This is a genomic window from Kocuria salsicia (genome assembly GCF_039532055.1).
GTDB lineage: Bacteria > Actinomycetota > Actinomycetes > Actinomycetales > Micrococcaceae > Kocuria > Kocuria salsicia.
Window position 1 is genome coordinate 369,367 of record NZ_BAAARF010000003.1, and the last position, 17,877, is coordinate 387,243.

Genomic DNA, 17,877 nt, shown 5'->3' on the forward strand with positions numbered 1-17,877 from the left:
CGGGGAAATCCCGGACTTGGAGCCCCCGCACCGGGAGTCCCTGTACTGCGCGGACGTGACCGTGACCGTGGAGGGACCTCGCGGACCCGTGACCGTGCTGGAGGGCGTGGACTGCGAGTTCACCGCACGGCGCACCGCGGTGGTGGGGCTCAACGGCTCCGGCAAGTCCACGCTGCTGCGGCTGTTCAACGGGCTCGTCACGCCGTCCTCGGGAGTGGTGCGGACGGGCAATGTGGACCCGGCGGCATTCCCCCGGCACGCCCGCTCCCTGGTGGGCTTCGTCTTCACGGACCCCGCATCCCAGATCCTCATGCCCACCCCGCTCGAGGACATCGAACTGTCCCTCCGGCGTGGCGTTCGGGACCGCGCCGAGCGCACCGAGCAGGCGATGGCCTGGCTGCGGCGGCTGGGCCTCGAGGACCGCGCGCACCACAGCGTCTTCGACCTCTCCGGGGGTGAGCGGCAGCTCGTTGCCCTGGCCGCCGTGCTGGCCGTGGAGCCCCGCGTGCTCGTGCTGGACGAGCCCACCACTCTGCTGGACCTGCGCAACCGGCTGCGCCTGCGCCAGCTCCTGGACGGCCTCCCCCAGCAGCAGCTGCTCAGCACCCACGACCTCGACCTCGCGGCCTCCGCGGACCACGTGGCGGTCGTCCACGAGGCACGCCTGATCGACCAGGGCCCGCCCGAGCGGATGCTGCACCTCTACCGGCACTGGTGCGAGAACGGCTTCCCCGGGGAGACCGCGGCGTGAGACGTCGCGCCCGCCCCCGGAGTGACGACCTGCTCGGCACCTACGTTCCCGGCACGTCCCCGCTGCACCGCTGCCCGCTGTGGCTCAAGGCGCTCCTGGTTCTTGGAGCGTGCCTGGTCGTCATGACCGCGCGGGACTGGCGGGTCTCCCTGGGTGCCCTCGCACTCACGGCGGCGGCCGCTGCCGCCTGCGGTCTGGGCGTGCGCCGGTGGGTGCGCTCGCTGCGCCCGCTGCTGCTGCTCGTCATCCTGCTGACGGCCTACCACCTCGTCGCCAATGGCCCGGCGCGCGCCGCCGACGTCGTGCTGTCCCTGCTCGCCGTGGTCACCCTCACGCGCCTGCTCATCTCGACCACGCCCCTCCCCCGACTCATCGACGGGCTCGTGCTGCTGTGCTCACCCCTGCGCCTCGCGGGCGTGGATCCCGAGCGCATTGGACTTGCGGTGTCCCTGATGATCCGCTCGGTCCCCTGGCTGTTCGGAGTCCTCACCTCCCTGCGCGATGCCGCCGCTGCCCGCACCGTGCGCCCGCACCCCGTGCAGCTGGTCACCCCCGCAGTCATCGCCACAGTCGACTACGCCCACCGCACCGGGGAGGCGCTCGCGGCGAGAGGACTCGAGTAGCCGCGCCACGGCGTTGTCCCCGCCCAATCGCCCCGGTGCCCGCACAGTGGCCCTATGCTTCCCCCATGAGCTTCAACGACAACTCCCAGCTGAACTCCGGGCGGGTCAGCTCCGGCGGCGGTGGTGGACGCGGCATCGCCGTGGGTGGAGGGCTGGGCGGTGTGGTCCTGCTGCTGATCGCGGGCCTGTTCTTCGGTCAGGACGGCATCGACGCCCTCACCGGCGGTGGCACCCAGGACACGGCCGGGACCCAGCAGGTGGACTCCGGACTCGCGGACCGCTGCCGCACCGGCGCGGACGCCAACACTGACACCTCCTGCCGCATGGTGGCCACGGTGCAGTCCCTCGACCAGTTCTGGGGCGACTACCTTCCCCGGGCCACGGGGAAGCAGTACACGGAACCGGGGGTCGTGCTGTTCACCGGCACGGACAACACGTCGTGCGGCCAGGCGTCCTCGGCCACCGGCCCGTTCTACTGCCCGTCGGACTCGACCGTCTACCTGGACACCGGCTTCTTCGAGGAGATGCGCACCCAGTTCGGCGCGGATGCGGATGCCCTCGCCCAGGAGTATGTGATGGCGCACGAGGTGGGCCACCACATCCAGGACCTGCAGGGCACCCTGGGCAGGGCCCAGCAGGACCCAAGTGGCGCCAATTCCGGCGCGGTTCGCACCGAGCTGCAGGCCGACTGCTACGCGGGGATGTGGGCCCACCACGCCACCGAGTCCGGCGGTGCGGTGCAGCTGCAGCCGATCACACGCGCGCAGCTCTCGGACGCGATCGAGGCCGCCGGAGCCATCGGTGACGACCGCATCCAGGAGGCCGCCCGCGGTCGTGCCAACCCGGAGTCCTTCACGCACGGCACCGCTGCGCAGCGCCAGGCCTGGTTCCTCACCGGGTACCAGACCGGCGATCTCACGGCCTGCAACACGTTCTCCGCGCGCAACCTGAACCACCCGGACGCGCTGAGCTAGGACGGAGGGGCGGGGCTCCGTACAAACGGACCGTTCCCCGTGCCTGCAGCTCAGACGAGACCGGCCACCGCCCTCGGCCGACCTCTGCTCCGGGATCCTGGCGCGGTTCAGACCCGGTCCGTGTTCCCCGCCCGCTCCAGCCACGGTGCGCGCATCGACGTGGGGCCCAGGTCCGCGATCGACCCGGCTCCCATGAGCATCATGTCCGTGCGGATCTGCGCCTCCAGCAGCTCGATCACCCGCGAGACACCCTGCTCGCCGCCGGCCATGAGTCCGTACAGGTACGCCCGCCCGATCAGCACGAAGTCCGCGCCGGCGCACAGCGCGGTCACCACGTCCGCGCCGGAGAGGACTCCGGAGTCCAGGATCAGGGGGACGCCCGGGCCCACCTCCTCGCGCACGCCCGGCAGAGAGGTCAGCGCCACGGGTGCCCGGTCCAGCTGGCGGCCGCCGTGGTTGGAGACCACGAGCCCGTCCGCGCCCACGCTCATGGCCCGCCGGGCGTCGTTGCGAGTGAGGACACCCTTCACGAACAGCTGGCCGTCCCACTGCTCGCGGATCCAGGCGAGGTCGTCCAGGTCCAGGCCGGGGTCGAACATCGAGGAGATCAGGTCCGCCAGCGTGGAGGACGTGTTCGAGAGGGACGCGAACTTCAGCGAGTCCGTGGTCAGGAAATTGAACCACCACTCGGGCCGGTAGGAGGCGTCCAGCACGGTGCCGGGCGTCAGGCGCGGCGGGATGACCATGCCGTTGCGGACGTCCCGCAGCCGCTGACCGGGAACTGGCGTGTCCACGGTGACGAGCAGCGTGCCCACACCGGCGGCCTTCGCGCGCTGCAGCAGGTCCAGCGACGCCGCGTGGTCGCGCCACAGGTAGAGCTGGAACCAGCGCTCGGCGTCCGGGGCGGCGTCCCGCACCTCCTCGATGGAGCGCGTGCCCATGGTCGACAGTGAGAACGGGATCCCGGCCTTCTCGGCGGCCCGCACTCCCCCGATCTCACCCTCTGCGTGCATGAAACGCGTGAACCCGGTGGGCGCGATCCCGAACGGCAGCGCGCTGCGGAAGCCCGCGATCTCCGTGCTGAGATCTGCCGTGTCAGTGCCGTGCAGGATCTTCGGCAGCAGCTCCACGGACTCGAACGCCTTGCGGCTGCGCCGGTAGGTCAGTTCTTGGCCGGCAGCGCCGTCCACGTAGTCGAACGCGGGTTTCGGGGTGCGACGCCGCGCGATCCGCCGCAGCGCCTCCACGTCCGCCGCCTTGGCGAGCCGGGCAGCACGGCGGTCCGGGTTGAAGGAGCCGAACCGCATGAGTGGCTTGAGCTCCGAGAGCTGGGGCAGGTGGCGTTGCACATGAGTCCTCACAGTCGCGGGTGGTCGGTTCCGAATCTAGCACCGTGCCCGGTGGCGGTCCCGCTCCGGGCGGACCGGACGGCTTGTGGAGGACCCGGACATTTTCCAGCGAGACCCCGGATACGGAACAGGGCACGACCGTAGTGGTCGTGCCCTGGTGGCGGTCACGTCCTGCCGTACCGTGGCGGTGGTTCGGACCTCAGATGTTGAAGCCCAGCGCCCGCATCTGGTCCCGGCCGTCCTCGGTGATCCGCTCCGGACCCCACGGGGGCATCCAGATCCAGTTCACGTGCCACTCGTCCACGGTGGGCGAGAGGTTCTGGGCAACCTGCTCCTCGATGACGTCCTGCAGCGGGCAGGCCGCCGTGGTTAGGGTCATGTCGAGGCGCAGGGAGTCATCGTCCTGGTACTGCAGGCCGTACAGCAGGCCCAGGTCCACGACGTTCACGCCCAGCTCCGGGTCGATCACGTTCTTCAGCAGGTCCTCGATCTCCGCGAGCGAGGCCTGGCCCTTGGGGCCCTGCTCCGCCGCGGCGGTCTCGGTGGAATCACTCACGGAATCCTCCTCCGGTCTCGTGTGCGCCGCGCCTACTTGGCGGCGGCCTGCACGTAGCGGTCGTAGCCCTCGTTCTCGAGCTGCTCCGCGAGCTCGGGCCCGCCCTGGTCCACCACGCGGCCGTCCGAGAACACGTGGACGAACTGCGGCTTGATGTAGCGCAGGATCCGGGTGTAGTGCGTGATCAGCATGATGCCGGTGTTGTCCTGGTCAAGGGCGCGGTTGACGCCCTCGGAGACGATCTTCAGGGCGTCGACGTCCAGACCGGAGTCGGTCTCGTCAAGCAGCGCGATCTTCGGCTTGAGGATCTCGAGCTGCAGGATCTCGTGACGCTTCTTCTCACCGCCGGAGAAGCCCTCGTTCACGTTGCGCAGCAGCATGTCCGTGTCGATCTTCAGCTTCTCCATGGCGGCGCGGACGTCCTTGGTCCACGTGCGCAGGGAGGGGGCCTCGCCGTCGACGGCCGTCTTGGCCGAGCGCAGGAAGTTGGAGGTGGTCACGCCCGGGATCTCCACGGGGTACTGCATGGCCAGGAAGAGCCCGGCGCGCGCCCGCTCGTCGACGGACATGGCCAGCACGTCCTGGCCGTCCAGGGTCACGGAGCCGGAGTCCACCTGGTACTTGGGGTGACCGGCGATGGTGGAGGCCAGCGTGGACTTGCCCGAGCCGTTGGGGCCCATGATCGCGTGCACCTCACCGGAGTTGATGGTCAGGTTCACGCCCTTGAGGATGGGCTTGGTGGTCTCGTCGTCCAGGATGACGGACGCGTGGAGGTCCTTGATCTCCAGAGTTGACATGGGGTGATTCTCCTTGTGGTCGTGGGCACAGGCCCGGTCACGGGCTCGGGTGCGACGTACGTGGGTGAGGGCTGCGGCGCGGGGCCGGTCTCAGTTCTCGGTGCGGGCGAGCTCGTCCTCGAGGGACGCGCGCAGCTGCTCCTCGAGGGCCTCGACGCCCACCTGCTGGATGATCTCGAAGAGGAATCCGCGCACGACCAGGCGGCGTGCCTGGTCCTCCGGGATGCCGCGGGACATCAGGTAGTACAGGTGCTCGTCGTCCAGCTGGCCCGTGGTGGAGGCGTGGCCTGCGCCGGCGATCAAGCCGGTCTCGATCTCCAGGTTCGGCACCGAGTCCATACGGGGGCCGTCGTTGAGGATCAGGTTGCGGTTGAGCTCGTAGGTGTCCGTGCCCTCGGCCTCCGCGCGGATCAGGACGTCCCCGACCCACACGCCGTGGGCGTTCTCACCCTGCAGCGCGGACTTGTAGTTCACGCGGGACTTGCAGCGCGGCACCGAGTGATCCACGAACAGGCGAGACTCAAGGTGCTGGCCCTCGTCCACGAACGTGAGACCGTACATGGCCACGTCGCCGCCGGTTGCGGTGAAGCGGGTGGACGGCGTGACGCGCACGAGGTCCCCTCCGAGGCTCACGAGCACGTGCTTGAACGTGGCGTCCTTGCCCAGGCGGGCCTGCTGCGAGGACGCGTGGACGGAGTCGTCCGTCCACTCCTGCAGCGAGACCACGGTGAGGGAGGCGCCGTCGGAGACGGAGAACTCCACGTTCTGGGACAGCACGGCCGTGCCCACGTGGCGCAGCACCACGAGCGCGCGGGAGTTCTCCCCCGCGTCGATCACCACGTGCTGGGCCGCCGGGCGGTCCGACTCGCCGGTGAACGTGACGATCAGGGGCTCCTGGACCTCCGCGTCACGGGGGATCGAGATGACGGTGGCCTCGCGGAAGGAGGACCACGCGTTTGCGGAGACCCGGTCCTCGGGGATGCCGGCCGAGCCGATGCGGGCGTCGTCGCGGGGCACCGAGGTGACCTCCACGGCGTCGCCCCCGGTGACGGAGACCGCGGGGGCTGGACCGTCCAGGGCGGCGTCGTCGAGACCGCGCAGCCGCTTCAGCGGCGTGAAGCGCCAGTCCTCGAGCTTGGTGGTCAGCGGCGGGAAGTCCGCGACGTCGTAGGACGTGAAGCGCCCGGCGCGCGAGGAGTCCGGCACGCCCGAGATGTCACCGTGCTGCGTGTGCCTGATCTCGGGCTCACCAGCCTGGTTGCGGCCCTCCTGCAGGGTCTCGCCCTCCTGGCTCATGCCGGGGATGGCCACGCGGTCCTCACCGGTGGGGACCCCGCCCACCTCCTCGCTTGTGTCCTGGGTGTCGCGGGCGGTCTGATCAGTGGTGGACATATCAGCCAACGGATCCTTCCATTTGCAGTTCGATGAGACGGTTGAGCTCGAGGGCGTACTCCATGGGCAGCTCGCGGGCGATCGGCTCGACGAAGCCGCGGACGATCATCGCCATGGCCTCCTCCTCCGGCATGCCGCGCTGCATCAGGTAGAACAGCTGCTCCTCGGAGACTCGCGAGACCGTGGCCTCGTGGCCCATGGTGACGTCGTCCTCACGGATGTCCACGTACGGGTACGTGTCCGAGCGGGAGATCGTGTCCACCAGCAGGGCGTCGCAGACCACGTTGGACTTCGAGTGGGTGGCGCCCTCGCGCACCTGCACCAGTCCGCGGTAGGCCGAGCGGCCGCCGTTGCGGGCCACGGACTTGGAGACGATCGAGGAGGACGTGTTCGGGGCGATGTGCACCATCTTGGAACCCGTGTCCTGGTGCTGGCCCTCGCCCGCGAAAGCGATCGACAGGGTCTCGCCGCGAGCGTGCTCACCGGTCATGTAGACCGCCGGGTACTTCTGCGTGACCTTGGAGCCGATGTTGCCGTCGATCCACTCCATGGTGGCGCCCTCGTGGGCGATCGCGCGCTTGGTCACCAGGTTGTACACGTTGTTGGACCAGTTCTGGATGGTTGTGTACCGCACGCGTGCGTTCTTCTTGCAGATGATCTCCACCACGGCGGAGTGCAGCGAGTCCGTCTTGTAGATCGGCGCCGTGCAGCCCTCGATGTAGTGGACGTAGGAGTCCTCGTCCGCAATGATCAGCGTGCGCTCGAACTGGCCCATGTTCTCCGTGTTGATGCGGAAGTAGGCCTGCAGGGGAATGTCCACGTGCACGCCCTTGGGCACGTACACGAACGAGCCACCTGACCACACGGCGGTGTTCAGCGCGGCGAACTTGTTGTCGCCCACCGGGATCACCGTGCCGAAGTACTCCTCGAAGAACTCGGGGTGCTCCTTCAGCGCGGTGTCCGTGTCCAGGAAGATCACTCCCTGCGCCTCGAGATCCTCGCGGATCTGGTGGTACACCACCTCGGACTCGTACTGGGCGGCCACACCGGCCACCAGGCGGTTGCGCTCCGCCTCCGGGATGCCGAGCTTCTCGTACGTATTGCGGATGTCGTCCGGCAGCTCCTCCCAGGAGCCGGCCTGCTGCTCGGTGGAGCGCACGAAGTACTTGATGTTGTCGAAGTCGATCCCCGAGAGGTCCGCGCCCCACGTGGGCATGGGCTTGCGGTCGAAGAACTTCAGGCCCTTCAGACGCAGCTGCGTCATCCAGTCCGGCTCGCTCTTCTTGGCCGAGATGTCCCGGACCACCTCTTCGTTGATGCCGCGGCGCGCGGAGGCGCCGGCATCGTTCTTGTCGGACCATCCGTACTGGTACTGCCCGATCCCCTCGAGCTCCGGGTTCATCTCCAGGATCTCGGAAATCGTGGTGTCGCCTGTCATGTCGCCCGCGGTCTCCGCGGGCACGATGCGCTCGGTCATGACAACCCTCCCTGTCGTGCGGTTGTGTGGTTGGTGGAGTGTGTGGATCCCGCGCTGCGAAGCTGCAGCGGGACGTGTGTGGTGCAGACGTGGGCCCCGGCCGCCATGGTGGACAGCCTGCGGACGTCCACGTCCAGCAGCTCGGAGATCAGCTCCGTCTCCTGCTCGCAGAACTCGGGGTGCTCGTTCGCGATCTCCTGGATGGGACAGTGGCCCTGGCACAGCTGGGCGGAGCGCAGCGCCACGCCCTTGGGGCCCCGCGGCGTGACCGTGGTGTGGGAGGCCACGAAACCGTCGCGGCTCATGGCTGCGGTGAGGGCGCTGAGGCGGTCCTCGACGTCGTCCCCGGCCGCTTCGACTTGCGGGCGGTAGCGCTCGCGCATCTGGTCCATGTGGCTTACGACGAACGCGCGGAGAAGCTCGTCCCCGCCCACCCGTTGCATCGTGTCGATGGCTTCCCGGGCCAGTCCCAGGTAGTCGTGGCCGAGCTGCTCGTGGCCCCCGGGGGCGACGACGTAGCGCCGGGCGGGGCGCCCCGCGCCGGAGCGCGTACTGCGCACCGGGGAGACCTCGATGATCAGTTCGGCCTCGAGCGCGTCCAGGTGGCGGCGCACGGCGGCCGGGGTGAGGCCGAGGTCCTTGGCGATCTGCGCCGCCGAGATGGGGCCGTGGGCGAGCACCAGGGAGAGCACCCGCGAACGGGTGGTGTCGTCCTGCTCCGAGCGGACCGCGGGTGCGCGGTCCGTGGCCGGTGAACTCATGCTCCGTGCAACATCCTTACGGGAGAGAGGTGAGTGGGGTGCGTTCGGCGCACCTGTCCGTCCCGGGGACGGCACCGCGCACTGAACACGCAATACACAACGAGCGTATGCCTTATTCCATTCCCGTCAAAACGCTCTCGGTGCTCCGCGCCGCGCCCGGGAGCGGTCGTCCGGCACCCCCGCGCGCCGCGACGTCGTTCCCGGCCGCCGTGGCCGCGGGTGCTGCCGCGGGTCCGGCCGAGGTCCTAGACTGACCGGGTGCAGACCCCGCCCCACCCAGCTCCCGCCAGCCTGGACCAGACCTCCCGCCCCGCCCCCGTGGCCCTGCAGGTGGACGGTCTCGTGAAGACCTTCGAGGGCCGGGGAGAACCCGTCCGTGCCGTGCGCGGACTGAGCATGGCGGCGCACCAGGGCAGGATTACCGCCCTGCTCGGGGCCAACGGCGCTGGCAAGACCACCACCCTGCAGTGCGCCCAGGGGCTGCAGCGGCCCACCTCCGGCAGCGTCCGGCTGCTCGGTGAGGACCCGTGGCAGGCCTCGGCCCAGTTGCGCGCGCGCGTGGGCGTCATGCTCCAGGACGGCGGACTGCCCCAGTCGGTGCGCCCGGGAGAGCTGCTGCGGCACGTGAGCCGGCTCTACGCGGACCCGGTGCCCCTGGATGAGCTCGTGGAGCGGCTGGGCATCGGCCCGTTCCTCGGCACCGGCATCCGGCGGCTCTCCGGGGGCCAGAAGCAGCGCGTGGCACTGGCCGCCGCGCTCGTGGGCCGCCCGGACGTGCTGTTCCTGGACGAGCCCTCCGCCGGGCTCGACCCGCGCTCGCGCAACATCGTCTTCGACCTCGTGCAGCAGCTGCGCGACTCCGGCGTCTGCATCATCCTCACGACCCACCTCATGGACGACGCCGCCCGCCTGGCCGACTACGTCTACATCGTCAACCGCGGCACCGTGGCTGTGCAGGGAACGGTGTCCGAACTCGTGAGCGCCGAGCGGGAGGCACCTCTCGTGATGACCGTGACCCTCGCGCCGCAGGACGCGCACAGGCTGCGGGAGGATCCGCCCTGGCGCACGCCACGGTTCACGGACGTGACCTGGAGCGTCAAGGACCGCACCGTGACCCTCACCGGCCCCCTCGACGGCGCTCGCGTGCGCGAGGTCACGGGGTGGGCCACACTGGACGACCGACTGCCGGAGGCGCTGAGCGTGCAACCCCGATCCCTGGAGGACGTGTTCCTGGAGGTCTCCGGCGGTGATGTTCGATGAGCAGAACGCAGCACCTCCCCACTGCGGGCACTGCACCGCAGTCCCACCAGCTGACCGGCAGCGCCTCGCAGCGTCCCCGGGCGGCGTCGCTGTCCCGGCGCGTGCTGGCCCAGGCCCGCTTCGAGACCATGACCATGGTCCGCAACGGCGAGCAGCTGCTGCTGCTCGTGATCCTGCCCGTCATGGCGCTGGTGGGGCTGACGTTCACCGATCTTCTGGACCCCTACCGCGTGGACGGTGCCTCCCGCGTGGACGTGGCCGTTCCGGGCATCCTCGTGCTGTGCGTGATCTCCAGCGCATTCTCCGGGCAGGGCATCCAAACCGGTTTCGACCGCCGCTACGGGGTGCTGCGCCACCTCTCCACGACCCCGCTGGGACGGTCGGGGCTCATCGCGGGCAAGCTGCTGGCCATCCTGGCCGTGCTCGTCCTCCAGTACCTCGTGATCGCCGCCGTGGCCGCGTGGCTCGGGTGGCGACCCTCCGGTCTCGCGGTGCTGGGTTCGATCCCCCTGCTCGTCCTGGTGGCCGTCACGTTCACAGGCCTGGGGATGCTCATCGCTGGCACGCTGCGGGCCGAGGCCACCCTCGCCGTCCTCAACGTGGTGTGGGTGGCCCTTGCCGCGGGAGGTGGCGTCCTCTTCCCGCTCACCGCTCTGCCCGGCTGGCTCTCCCGGCTCGTGGCGCTGCTGCCGTCCTCGGCGGCGGGTGAGCTGGTGCGCGAGTGCTTCCTGGGGACACCGGCCACCCTGGCGCCGCTGCTCGTGCTGGGCGTGTGGGCGGTCCTCAGCTGGGCCGCCACCGTCAAGTGGTTCCGCTGGATCTGATCGCAGGGAGGCACCTGATGTCCCCGCCGGGTCCGGGCACTCCGGGGACCGTCCGGCGTGCCTGAGACATCCCTGGGTCCTCGGGGGTTCCCAGGCCGCGCTGGCTACACTGGGAGCGTCTTCGTTCCCACTGCCCCTGGATGCACCGCTCATGTCTGACGCCGCCGCCCGTACCGCCACCGACTCCTTCTGGTGGCCCAGCACCGTGACCCCGTGGGTGCGGCGACTCGCCGTCGCCTCCCTGCTCACCAACTCGCTGCTGATCCTCACCGGTGGGCTCGTGCGGCTCACGGGATCGGGGCTGGGATGCCCCACATGGCCGCGCTGCTCGGCGGAGTCCTGGACGAACACCCAGGAGATGGGCATCCACGGGATCATCGAGTTCGGCAACCGACTGCTCACATTCGTGCTGGCGGTGGTCGCGGTGCTGATGTTCCTCTCCGTGATGCGGATGGTCCGCACGCACCCGAAGCTCTTCTGGCTCGCCCTCGCCCTGGGCATCGGTATCCCGCTGCAGGCGGTCGTGGGCGGGATCACCGTGCTGGTGGGCCTGCACCCGCTGATGGTGGGCGTGCACTACCTGATCTCCGCGGCCATGATCTCGCTGTCCACGCTGCTCGTGCTGAACACGCGCCGCGAGGGGCTCTCCGCCGTGGCGCACGACCAGCGTCCGGGTCAGCTGCACTCCTCCCGCACCGCCGTGCTCGTGCTCGGCATCCTCACGGGGCTGCTGAGCGCAGTGATCCTCTACGTGGGCACTCTCGTCACGGGCACCGGCGTGCACGCCGGGGACGACTCCAGCGCCCGCCTGGCCTTCGACTCCGTAGCCATCACGCGCGCCCACGCCGTTCCCGTGTACCTGCTGACCTTCACGGTCCTGGCCGGGATCGTGCTGTGCACGGTCAAGGGACTGCCCACGGTGCTGCGCAACGCGTACCTGATCATGGCTGCGATCATCGTGGCCCAGGGCCTGGTGGGCTACTACCAGTACTTCAACCACGTGCCGATCCCCGCGGTGGCCCTGCACATGGTCCTCTCCGCCGTGGTGATCTGGGCTGCCACGCGCGTGGTCTCGTTCTCCGTGTACCTCGCTCAACCCGAGCACGCCCACGCGGCCCCCGTCGACCTCGGGGAGAAGAACGACGCCGCGGCGCAGCCCGTCGGCTGAGCCCGGCGTCCTGCCGCGGGGGTTGCGGACCGGGTGCCAGGGCAGTTCTCGTCCCGGCGCGACATCGCCGGAGCAGGATCGCTCGGGCGGGTCCCGTTCCCGGGGGTCCAGAACGTGGGCGCCCCGTCACTCGACCCGGGGCACCCCCGGGCCCGGTGACGGGCCCTCGCACGCTCAGCGCGACGTCGTCGACGGCGCCGTCTCACGCAGGCGCGCCACTGCCGTGGCGAGGGCGTCCCGGCTGTGGGACGGAATGGGCAGCAGGGGCCGGCGCGGGGCGCTCGTGCGCACACCGCAGACCTCCGCCAAGGCGTAGAGCACCGACAGCGGGCGTTCGTGGCCCATCAGCTGCATCAGCGGCCGCAGGGCCCGGCTCCACGCGGCGGCGTCCTCGGTCCTGCCCTGGGTCACTGCCTCGTGGAAGGCAACGAACTCGGGAGCCAGCAGCGCCGCCATGCCGCTGTGCCACGCCGCATCCGGGTGCTCGTCCACGATCAGCTGGTCACGACTTGCACCGTGCACGGTGCCGGGCTCCGACTGCTGGGCGAAGAGCAGCTGCCGCGAGTGGAAGAGCCTGCCGGATGCGGCGGTGTCCTTGAACGCGACCACGTTGTCCAGCCAGGACAGCTCCGCCGCGAGCTCGACCGGGTACGTGAAACCCGTGGTGGAGGGGTTGTTGTACAGGCACAGCGGCAGCGAGACGGCCGAGGCGACCGTTTCCACCTGGTCCGCGATCTCCTGCGACACCAGGGGAATGTAGCTCACGGGGCTCAGCACGAGCCCGTCCGCACCGTTGTTCTCCGCGGAGTAGGCGAGCTGAAGCACCTCCCGCGTGGTGATGGCCGAGATACCCACCCCCACCGGAACACCCGAGCCGGAGGCGGCCCTCACGGCCGTGCGCACGACGTCGGCGCGCTCCTGCGCGTCGAGGTAGGCAAAGAGCCCGGACGTTCCGAGGACGACGATGCCGGAGACGCCGCTGTGCGCGAGCCGCGCCACTGTGCATTCCAGGGAGTCGAGGTCCAGGGCGCCGCCGGGGTGCAGGGGGGTCACGGGATAGGCGGTCACGCCTGAGAACGTCATGGAGAGCATGGGACAAGTTTAGGTGAGCCTTACCGGTACCGGGCATCGACCGGTCGGATGATCCGACCGTGGCCGTTCAGGGCGAGCGCCCTACGGCGGGTGCAACCCGTAGTCTGAGCCGTGGCCCGCGCGGCTTCTGCGGACACGAGGGTGTCCGCGCAGCGACTAGAAGATGGGGCCGCCGACGAACGGGTCCAGCGCCACACCCACGAACACGAACGTGATGTAGGCGATGGAGCCGTGGAAGACGTACATGGCCTGCTTCAGGGTCGGCTTGCCCGCGGTGGCCAGGCCGTAGAGCTTGTGGCAGTGGTACGTGAACCAGCCCCCGGAGACCAGCGCAATGATGCCGTACACCCAGCCTGCCCCGCCCACGGGGATGAGCAGTAGCGAGCAGATCACGGTGGCCCACGCGTAGAGGACCACCTGGGCGCCGACGGTGCGCGCGGTGTCCACGGCGCCGAGCATGGGGACGCCCGCACGGGAGTAGTCCTCCGCGTACTTCATGGACAGCGGCCAGTAGTGAGGGGGCGTCCACAGGAAGATGAACGCGAAGAGCACCAGAGCCGGCCACTCGAGGGTGCCGCGCACCGCCGCCCACCCGATCAGCACGGGCATGCACCCCGCGATGCCGCCCCAGACGATGTTCTGGGCGGTGCGGCGCTTGAGGACGATCGAGTAGAACACCGCGTACAGGGCGATCGCCACCACACCGAGCACGCCGCACAGCACGCTCACGCCCAGAGTCAGCCAGGCCACGGCCACGGCGGAGAGCACCCAGGCGAAAACGAGGGCCTCGCGGTCGCTGACCTCACCCGTCACGAGCGGCCGCTTGGCCGTGCGGCGCATGAGCCGGTCCTCGTTGCGGTCGATGTAGCAGTTGAACGCGCCTGCGGCCCCGGCCGCGAGTGTGCCGCCCACAAGGGTGTTGAGCACGAGCCACAGGTTCGGCACACCCTGCTGGGCGAAGAACATGGTGGGGATGGTGGCCACCAGCAGCAGCTCGATGATCCGGGGCTTCGTCAGTGCCACGTAGGCCTTGATCTTGCGACCGGCCGTCATGGGGCCCTCGTACCCGACGGGCGCGACCTCCGAGATGCGACTCCCGGTGGCTCCGTGGCCGTGCGACGCGGGGGATCCCGAGGAGTCCGGGTGCGTCGCGGTGTCGAGGTGATTCACGGAATCGATGCTCCAAAGAACGTTGGTGGCCGGCCCGGGGGCGGCGTTGAACGGGCGGGGCGAGACGGGCTCGCACCGACACCCGGTCGCCAGTATAGCCGCCTGCGCCGCTCAGGGGCGCGGTGACGAGGCCCACGGTGAGCCGTGAGCGATCACCCGGGGCCACGTCCCTGACGCTCGCGGTCCCGCCGGACTAAGGTTGAGCGCGGAACAGGCGTTGCGGCCGGACCACCGTGGCCACGGAACGGGACCGGGCAGCGCCGCGCACCATCCACTCCCACGAAAGGGGCTCGCCACCGTGCCGAACCTTGATCAACCGTTGAACTGGACCGAGCAGGACGCCCGCGCGGTGGACACCGCCCGTGTCCTCGCCGCCGATGCCGTGCAGAAGGTCGGCAACGGCCACCCGGGCACCGCCATGTCCCTGGCCCCCGTGGCGTACATGCTCTTCCAGAAGGTGATGCGGCACGATCCCTCGGACGACCGCTGGACCGGGCGCGACCGCTTCATCCTCTCCCCCGGGCACACCTCCCTCACCCTGTACCTGCAGCTGTTCTTCTCCGGCTACGGCCTGGAGATGGAGGACCTCGAGTCGCTGCGCACGTGGGGCTCCAAGGTTCCGGGCCACCCGGAGTACCGCCACACCACGGGCGTGGAGATCACCACCGGTCCGCTGGGCCAGGGCCTGGCCTCCTCCGTGGGCTTCGGCTACGCGCAGCGCTACACCCGCGGTCTCTTCGACGCGGACGCCCCCGCCGGTGAGTCGCCGTTCGACCACAACATCTTCGTGATCGCCTCCGACGGAGACCTCGAGGAGGGCATCACCTCCGAGGCGTCCTCCCTGGCCGGGACCCAGCAGCTCGGCAACCTCGTGGTGATCTACGACGACAACAAGATCTCGATCGAGGACGACACCAACGTGGCGTTCAACGAGGACGTCCTGGCGCGCTACGCCGCGTACGGCTGGGACACCGCTCGCGTGGACTGGCGCAACGGCGGTGAGTACAAGGAGGACGTCGAGGCCCTGTACGACGCCGTGGTGGCGGCCACCAAAGTCAAGGACAAGCCCTCGATCATCGCCCTGAGCACGATCATCGGCTGGCCCTCCCCCACCAAGCAGAACACCGGCGGCGTGCACGGCTCCGCCCTGGGCGCGGAGGAGGTCGCGGCAACCAAGAAGATTCTGGGCTTCGACCCCGAGAAGTCCTTCCAGATTGAGCCGGAGATCCTCGCGCACGTGCGCGAGGTGGCCGAGCGGGGCAAGCAGGAGCGCGCCGAGTGGGAGAAGTCCTTCCAGGCGTGGCGCGAGGCCAACCCGGAGAAGGCCGAGCTCTACGACCGGATCAAGAACGAGGAGCTGCCCGAGAACTACGCGGCCGCGTTCCCCACCTTCCCCGCGGGCAAGGCCGTGGCCTCCCGCAAGGCCTCCGGCGAGGTCATCAACGCCATCGCCGGGACCTTCCCCGAGCTGTGGGGGGGCTCCGCGGACCTCGCGGGCTCCAACAACACCACGATCGAGGGTGCGGACTCCTTCATTCCGCAGAGCCGCTCCACGGCCAAGTGGAAGGGCTCCCCGTACGGCCGGGTGCTGCACTTCGGCATCCGTGAGCACGCGGCCGCGGCGATCGTCAACGGCATCGTGATGAGCAGCCAGACCCGGGCCTTCTCGGGCACGTTCCTCATCTTCTCGGACTACCAGCGTCCGGCGGTGCGCCTGGGTGCGCTCATGAAGGTGCCGTCCATCTACGTGTGGACCCACGACTCGATCGGCCTCGGCGAGGACGGCCCCACGCACCAGCCCGTGGAGCAGCTCTCGGCGCTGCGTGCGATCCCGGGGCTCGACGTCGTCCGGCCCGCGGACGCCAACGAGACCGCCGTGGCCTGGCGCACGATTCTCGAGAACCACGAGCACCCGGCAGGGCTGGCGCTGACGCGCCAGGATCTGCCCACGGTTCCCCGTGAGGATCTGCACCCGGAGTACGACGGTGAGAAGTTCGCCTCCGCCGAGGGCGTGGCCCGCGGCGGCTACGTGCTCGCGGACACCGAGGGCACCCCTGACGTGGTGCTTATCGGCACGGGTTCTGAGGTCCAGCTGGCCCTCGAGGCCCGGGAGCAGCTCGCGGCGAAGGGCGTTGCGGCCCGCGTGGTCTCCATGCCCTGCCGCGAGTGGTTCGACTCACAGGACGAGCAGTACCGCGAATCGGTCATCCCGAAGGCCGTCAAGGCCCGCGTGAGCGTTGAAGCTGGGATCCGCATGTCGTGGAACGACCTGCTCGGCGACGCCGGCCGCGCCGTGTCCTTGGAGCACTTCGGCGAGTCCGCCGACTACCAGACGCTCTACCGCGAGTTCGGCATCACGTCCGAGGCCGTGGCACAGGCAGCCGAGGAGTCCATCGCCGCCGCGAGGTGACCCCGCAGCTCAGCACAGCAGCAATCGTGGGCGGGGCTCCGGCCCCGCCCACCACACCCCAGATGCTCTTCTCTCACGAATCGAGGACAGAGAACATGACCACCCCCACCCAGAAGCTCTCCGACGCCGGCGTCTCCATCTGGCTCGACGACCTCTCCCGCCAGCGCCTCACCAGCGGCAACCTGCAGGAGCTCATCGACACCAAGAACGTCGTCGGCGTGACGACCAACCCCACGATCTTCGCCGCGGCGCTCGCCAACGGCGAGTCATACCGCGAGCAGGTCGCGGCGCTCGCCGCCGAAGGGGTCTCGGTCGACGACGCCGTGTTCCGCATCACCACGGACGACGTCCGTGAGGCGTGCGACCTCTTCGCCCCCGTGGCGGAGGCCACGCAGGGTGTGGACGGGCGCGTGTCCATCGAGGTGGACCCCCGCCTGGCGCAGGACGCCGACGCCACTGCCTCGATGGCGCAGAAGCTCTCCCAGACAATCGACCGCCCGAACGCGCTGATCAAGATCCCCGCGACCGAGAAGGGCCTGCCCTCGATCGCGGCCACGATCGCGGAGGGCATCTCCGTGAACGTCACGCTGATCTTCTCGCTCGAGCGTTACCGCGGCGTCATCAACGCCTACATGGAGGGTCTCGAGCGTGCGCTGGAGAACGGCAAGGACCTCTCCACGATCCACTCCGTGGCGTCCTTCTTCGTTTCCCGCGTGGACACCGAGGTCGACAAGCGCCTGGACGCCGTCGGTTCCGCGGAGGCCGTGTCCCTCAAGGGCAAGGCCGGCCTGGCCAACGCGCGTCTCGCCTACCAGGTCTACGAGCAGTCGCTCCAGACCGAGCGCTGGAAGCGTCTTGCCTCCGCCGGCGCCAACCCGCAGCGTCCGCTGTGGGCCTCCACCGGTGTGAAGGACCCCAACCTGCCGGACACCCTGTACGTGACCGAGCTGGTGGCCCCCAACACCGTGAACACCATGCCGGAGAAGACGCTGGACGCCACGTACGACCACGCGGACGTCACAGGTGACACCGTGAGCGGCACCTACGAGGAGTCCGCCGAGGTCCTCGACGCGGTTGCCCGTCAGGGCGTGTCCTACCGGGAGGTCGTGGAGCTGCTCGAGACCGAGGGCCTCGAGAAGTTCGACAAGTCCTGGGAGGAGCTGCTCGAGACCGTGCGCACGGCGCTCGACGCCGCGAGCTGACCTCGTCTCGCCGCCCGCGGCTGTGCAGGAGCACCCGGTGCCCCACGACCGCGGGTGGCGGTCCCGTTGCA

General features: G+C 69.7%; 16 protein-coding genes. 8 read left to right on the top strand and 8 right to left on the bottom strand.

Translation table 11 applies throughout. The features are described from left to right. Positions 1 to 16 precede the first annotated feature (16 nt). The 3 genes from ABD264_RS01690 (at position 17) to ypfJ (ending at position 2,348) form a co-directional block, all read left to right on the top strand. Complete coding sequence (locus ABD264_RS01690; RefSeq protein ID WP_295109017.1) at positions 17 to 751, top strand: energy-coupling factor ABC transporter ATP-binding protein; 735 nt, start codon at positions 17 to 19, stop codon at positions 749 to 751. Next, the gene (locus ABD264_RS01695; RefSeq protein WP_344203805.1) at positions 748 to 1,374 is read left to right on the top strand and encodes a CbiQ family ECF transporter T component; all 627 of its coding nucleotides are present in this window, start codon (positions 748 to 750) and stop codon (positions 1,372 to 1,374) included. Before ABD264_RS01690 ends, ABD264_RS01695 begins: the two co-directional genes overlap by 4 nt. A gap of 65 nt (positions 1,375 to 1,439) precedes the next feature. Then, positions 1,440 to 2,348: a KPN_02809 family neutral zinc metallopeptidase gene (gene ypfJ, locus ABD264_RS01700; RefSeq protein ID WP_144942665.1), complete on the top strand. Its 909-nt coding sequence runs from the start codon at positions 1,440 to 1,442 to the stop codon at positions 2,346 to 2,348. A gap of 107 nt (positions 2,349 to 2,455) precedes the next feature. Here the strand turns inward: ypfJ and ABD264_RS01705 are convergent, their stop codons facing one another. The 6 genes from ABD264_RS01705 to ABD264_RS01730 form a co-directional block, all read right to left on the bottom strand. Beyond that, positions 2,456 to 3,697, bottom strand: a complete 1,242-nt coding sequence (locus ABD264_RS01705; protein WP_344203808.1) for an alpha-hydroxy acid oxidase — start codon at positions 3,695 to 3,697, stop codon at positions 2,456 to 2,458. Between the two features lie 199 nt (positions 3,698 to 3,896). Further along, on the bottom strand, positions 3,897 to 4,253 hold the full coding sequence (locus ABD264_RS01710; protein ID WP_396350887.1) for a metal-sulfur cluster assembly factor: 357 nt from the start codon (positions 4,251 to 4,253) through the stop codon (positions 3,897 to 3,899). 32 nt (positions 4,254 to 4,285) lie between these two features. Then, complete coding sequence (sufC, locus tag ABD264_RS01715) at positions 4,286 to 5,050, bottom strand: Fe-S cluster assembly ATPase SufC (RefSeq protein ID WP_344203810.1); 765 nt, start codon at positions 5,048 to 5,050, stop codon at positions 4,286 to 4,288. Between the two features lie 90 nt (positions 5,051 to 5,140). Next, a complete protein-coding gene (sufD, locus tag ABD264_RS01720; RefSeq protein ID WP_344203812.1) occupies positions 5,141 to 6,442 on the bottom strand; it encodes a Fe-S cluster assembly protein SufD in 1,302 nt (433 codons plus the stop codon). A 1-nt stretch (position 6,443) separates the two neighbouring features. Beyond that, a complete protein-coding gene (gene sufB, locus ABD264_RS01725) occupies positions 6,444 to 7,919 on the bottom strand; it encodes a Fe-S cluster assembly protein SufB (protein ID WP_094394012.1) in 1,476 nt (491 codons plus the stop codon). Beyond that, a complete protein-coding gene (locus tag ABD264_RS01730; RefSeq protein WP_094394014.1) occupies positions 7,916 to 8,680 on the bottom strand; it encodes a helix-turn-helix transcriptional regulator in 765 nt (254 codons plus the stop codon). The genes sufB and ABD264_RS01730 overlap by 4 nt, the downstream gene beginning before the upstream one ends. A gap of 258 nt (positions 8,681 to 8,938) precedes the next feature. Here ABD264_RS01730 and ABD264_RS01735 point away from each other — a divergent pair, with 258 nt between their 5' ends. From ABD264_RS01735 to ABD264_RS01745, 3 genes are all read left to right on the top strand, one after another. After that, positions 8,939 to 9,940 (top strand): ABC transporter ATP-binding protein, encoded by a 1,002-nt coding sequence (locus ABD264_RS01735; protein WP_244944651.1) that lies wholly within the window; start codon positions 8,939 to 8,941, stop codon positions 9,938 to 9,940. After that, entirely contained in the window at positions 9,937 to 10,764 is an 828-nt protein-coding gene (locus ABD264_RS01740) for an ABC transporter permease (protein ID WP_344203817.1), read from the top strand. The genes ABD264_RS01735 and ABD264_RS01740 overlap by 4 nt, the downstream gene beginning before the upstream one ends. A 151-nt stretch (positions 10,765 to 10,915) precedes the next feature. Beyond that, positions 10,916 to 11,932 carry a COX15/CtaA family protein gene (locus ABD264_RS01745; RefSeq protein ID WP_144942661.1) on the top strand — a complete coding sequence of 339 codons (1,017 nt, stop codon included), beginning with the start codon at positions 10,916 to 10,918 and terminating at the stop codon, positions 11,930 to 11,932. Positions 11,933 to 12,106: 174 nt separating this feature from the next. On the opposite strand, the gene ABD264_RS01750 is transcribed toward ABD264_RS01745, so the two are convergent. After that, positions 12,107 to 13,024, bottom strand: coding sequence for a dihydrodipicolinate synthase family protein (locus tag ABD264_RS01750; protein WP_144942660.1), 918 nt, complete (start codon positions 13,022 to 13,024; stop codon positions 12,107 to 12,109). A gap of 156 nt (positions 13,025 to 13,180) precedes the next feature. Then, positions 13,181 to 14,077, bottom strand: coding sequence for a heme o synthase (locus ABD264_RS01755; RefSeq protein ID WP_094394788.1), 897 nt, complete (start codon positions 14,075 to 14,077; stop codon positions 13,181 to 13,183). Positions 14,078 to 14,492: 415 nt separating this feature from the next. On the opposite strand from ABD264_RS01755, the gene tkt reads away from it, so the two are divergent. Both tkt and tal read left to right on the top strand, forming a co-directional pair. Next, positions 14,493 to 16,604, top strand: coding sequence for a transketolase (gene tkt / locus ABD264_RS01760; RefSeq protein ID WP_094394023.1), 2,112 nt, complete (start codon positions 14,493 to 14,495; stop codon positions 16,602 to 16,604). 95 nt (positions 16,605 to 16,699) lie between these two features. Then, positions 16,700 to 17,806 (top strand): transaldolase, encoded by a 1,107-nt coding sequence (gene tal, locus ABD264_RS01765; RefSeq protein ID WP_126874270.1) that lies wholly within the window; start codon positions 16,700 to 16,702, stop codon positions 17,804 to 17,806. The last annotated feature ends 71 nt before the right edge of the window (positions 17,807 to 17,877 follow it).

Bases quoted from the DNA above. Each gene is read 5' to 3' on its own strand.
- ABD264_RS01730 (WP_094394014.1), bottom strand. From the start codon at position 8,680: ATGAGTTCACCGGCCACGGACCGCGCACCCGCGGTCCGCTCGGAGCAG.
- sufC (WP_344203810.1), bottom strand. From the start codon at position 5,050: ATGTCAACTCTGGAGATCAAGGACCTCCACGCGTCCGTCATCCTGGAC.
- tal (WP_126874270.1), top strand. From the start codon at position 16,700: ATGACCACCCCCACCCAGAAGCTCTCCGACGCCGGCGTCTCCATCTGG.
- sufB (WP_094394012.1), bottom strand. From the start codon at position 7,919: ATGACCGAGCGCATCGTGCCCGCGGAGACCGCGGGCGACATGACAGGC.
- ABD264_RS01755 (WP_094394788.1), bottom strand. From the start codon at position 14,077: ATGACGGCCGGTCGCAAGATCAAGGCCTACGTGGCACTGACGAAGCCC.
- ABD264_RS01745 (WP_144942661.1), top strand. From the start codon at position 10,916: ATGTCTGACGCCGCCGCCCGTACCGCCACCGACTCCTTCTGGTGGCCC.
- sufD (WP_344203812.1), bottom strand. From the start codon at position 6,442: ATGTCCACCACTGATCAGACCGCCCGCGACACCCAGGACACAAGCGAG.
- ABD264_RS01740 (WP_344203817.1), top strand. From the start codon at position 9,937: ATGAGCAGAACGCAGCACCTCCCCACTGCGGGCACTGCACCGCAGTCC.
- ABD264_RS01750 (WP_144942660.1), bottom strand. From the start codon at position 13,024: ATGCTCTCCATGACGTTCTCAGGCGTGACCGCCTATCCCGTGACCCCC.
- ypfJ (WP_144942665.1), top strand. From the start codon at position 1,440: ATGAGCTTCAACGACAACTCCCAGCTGAACTCCGGGCGGGTCAGCTCC.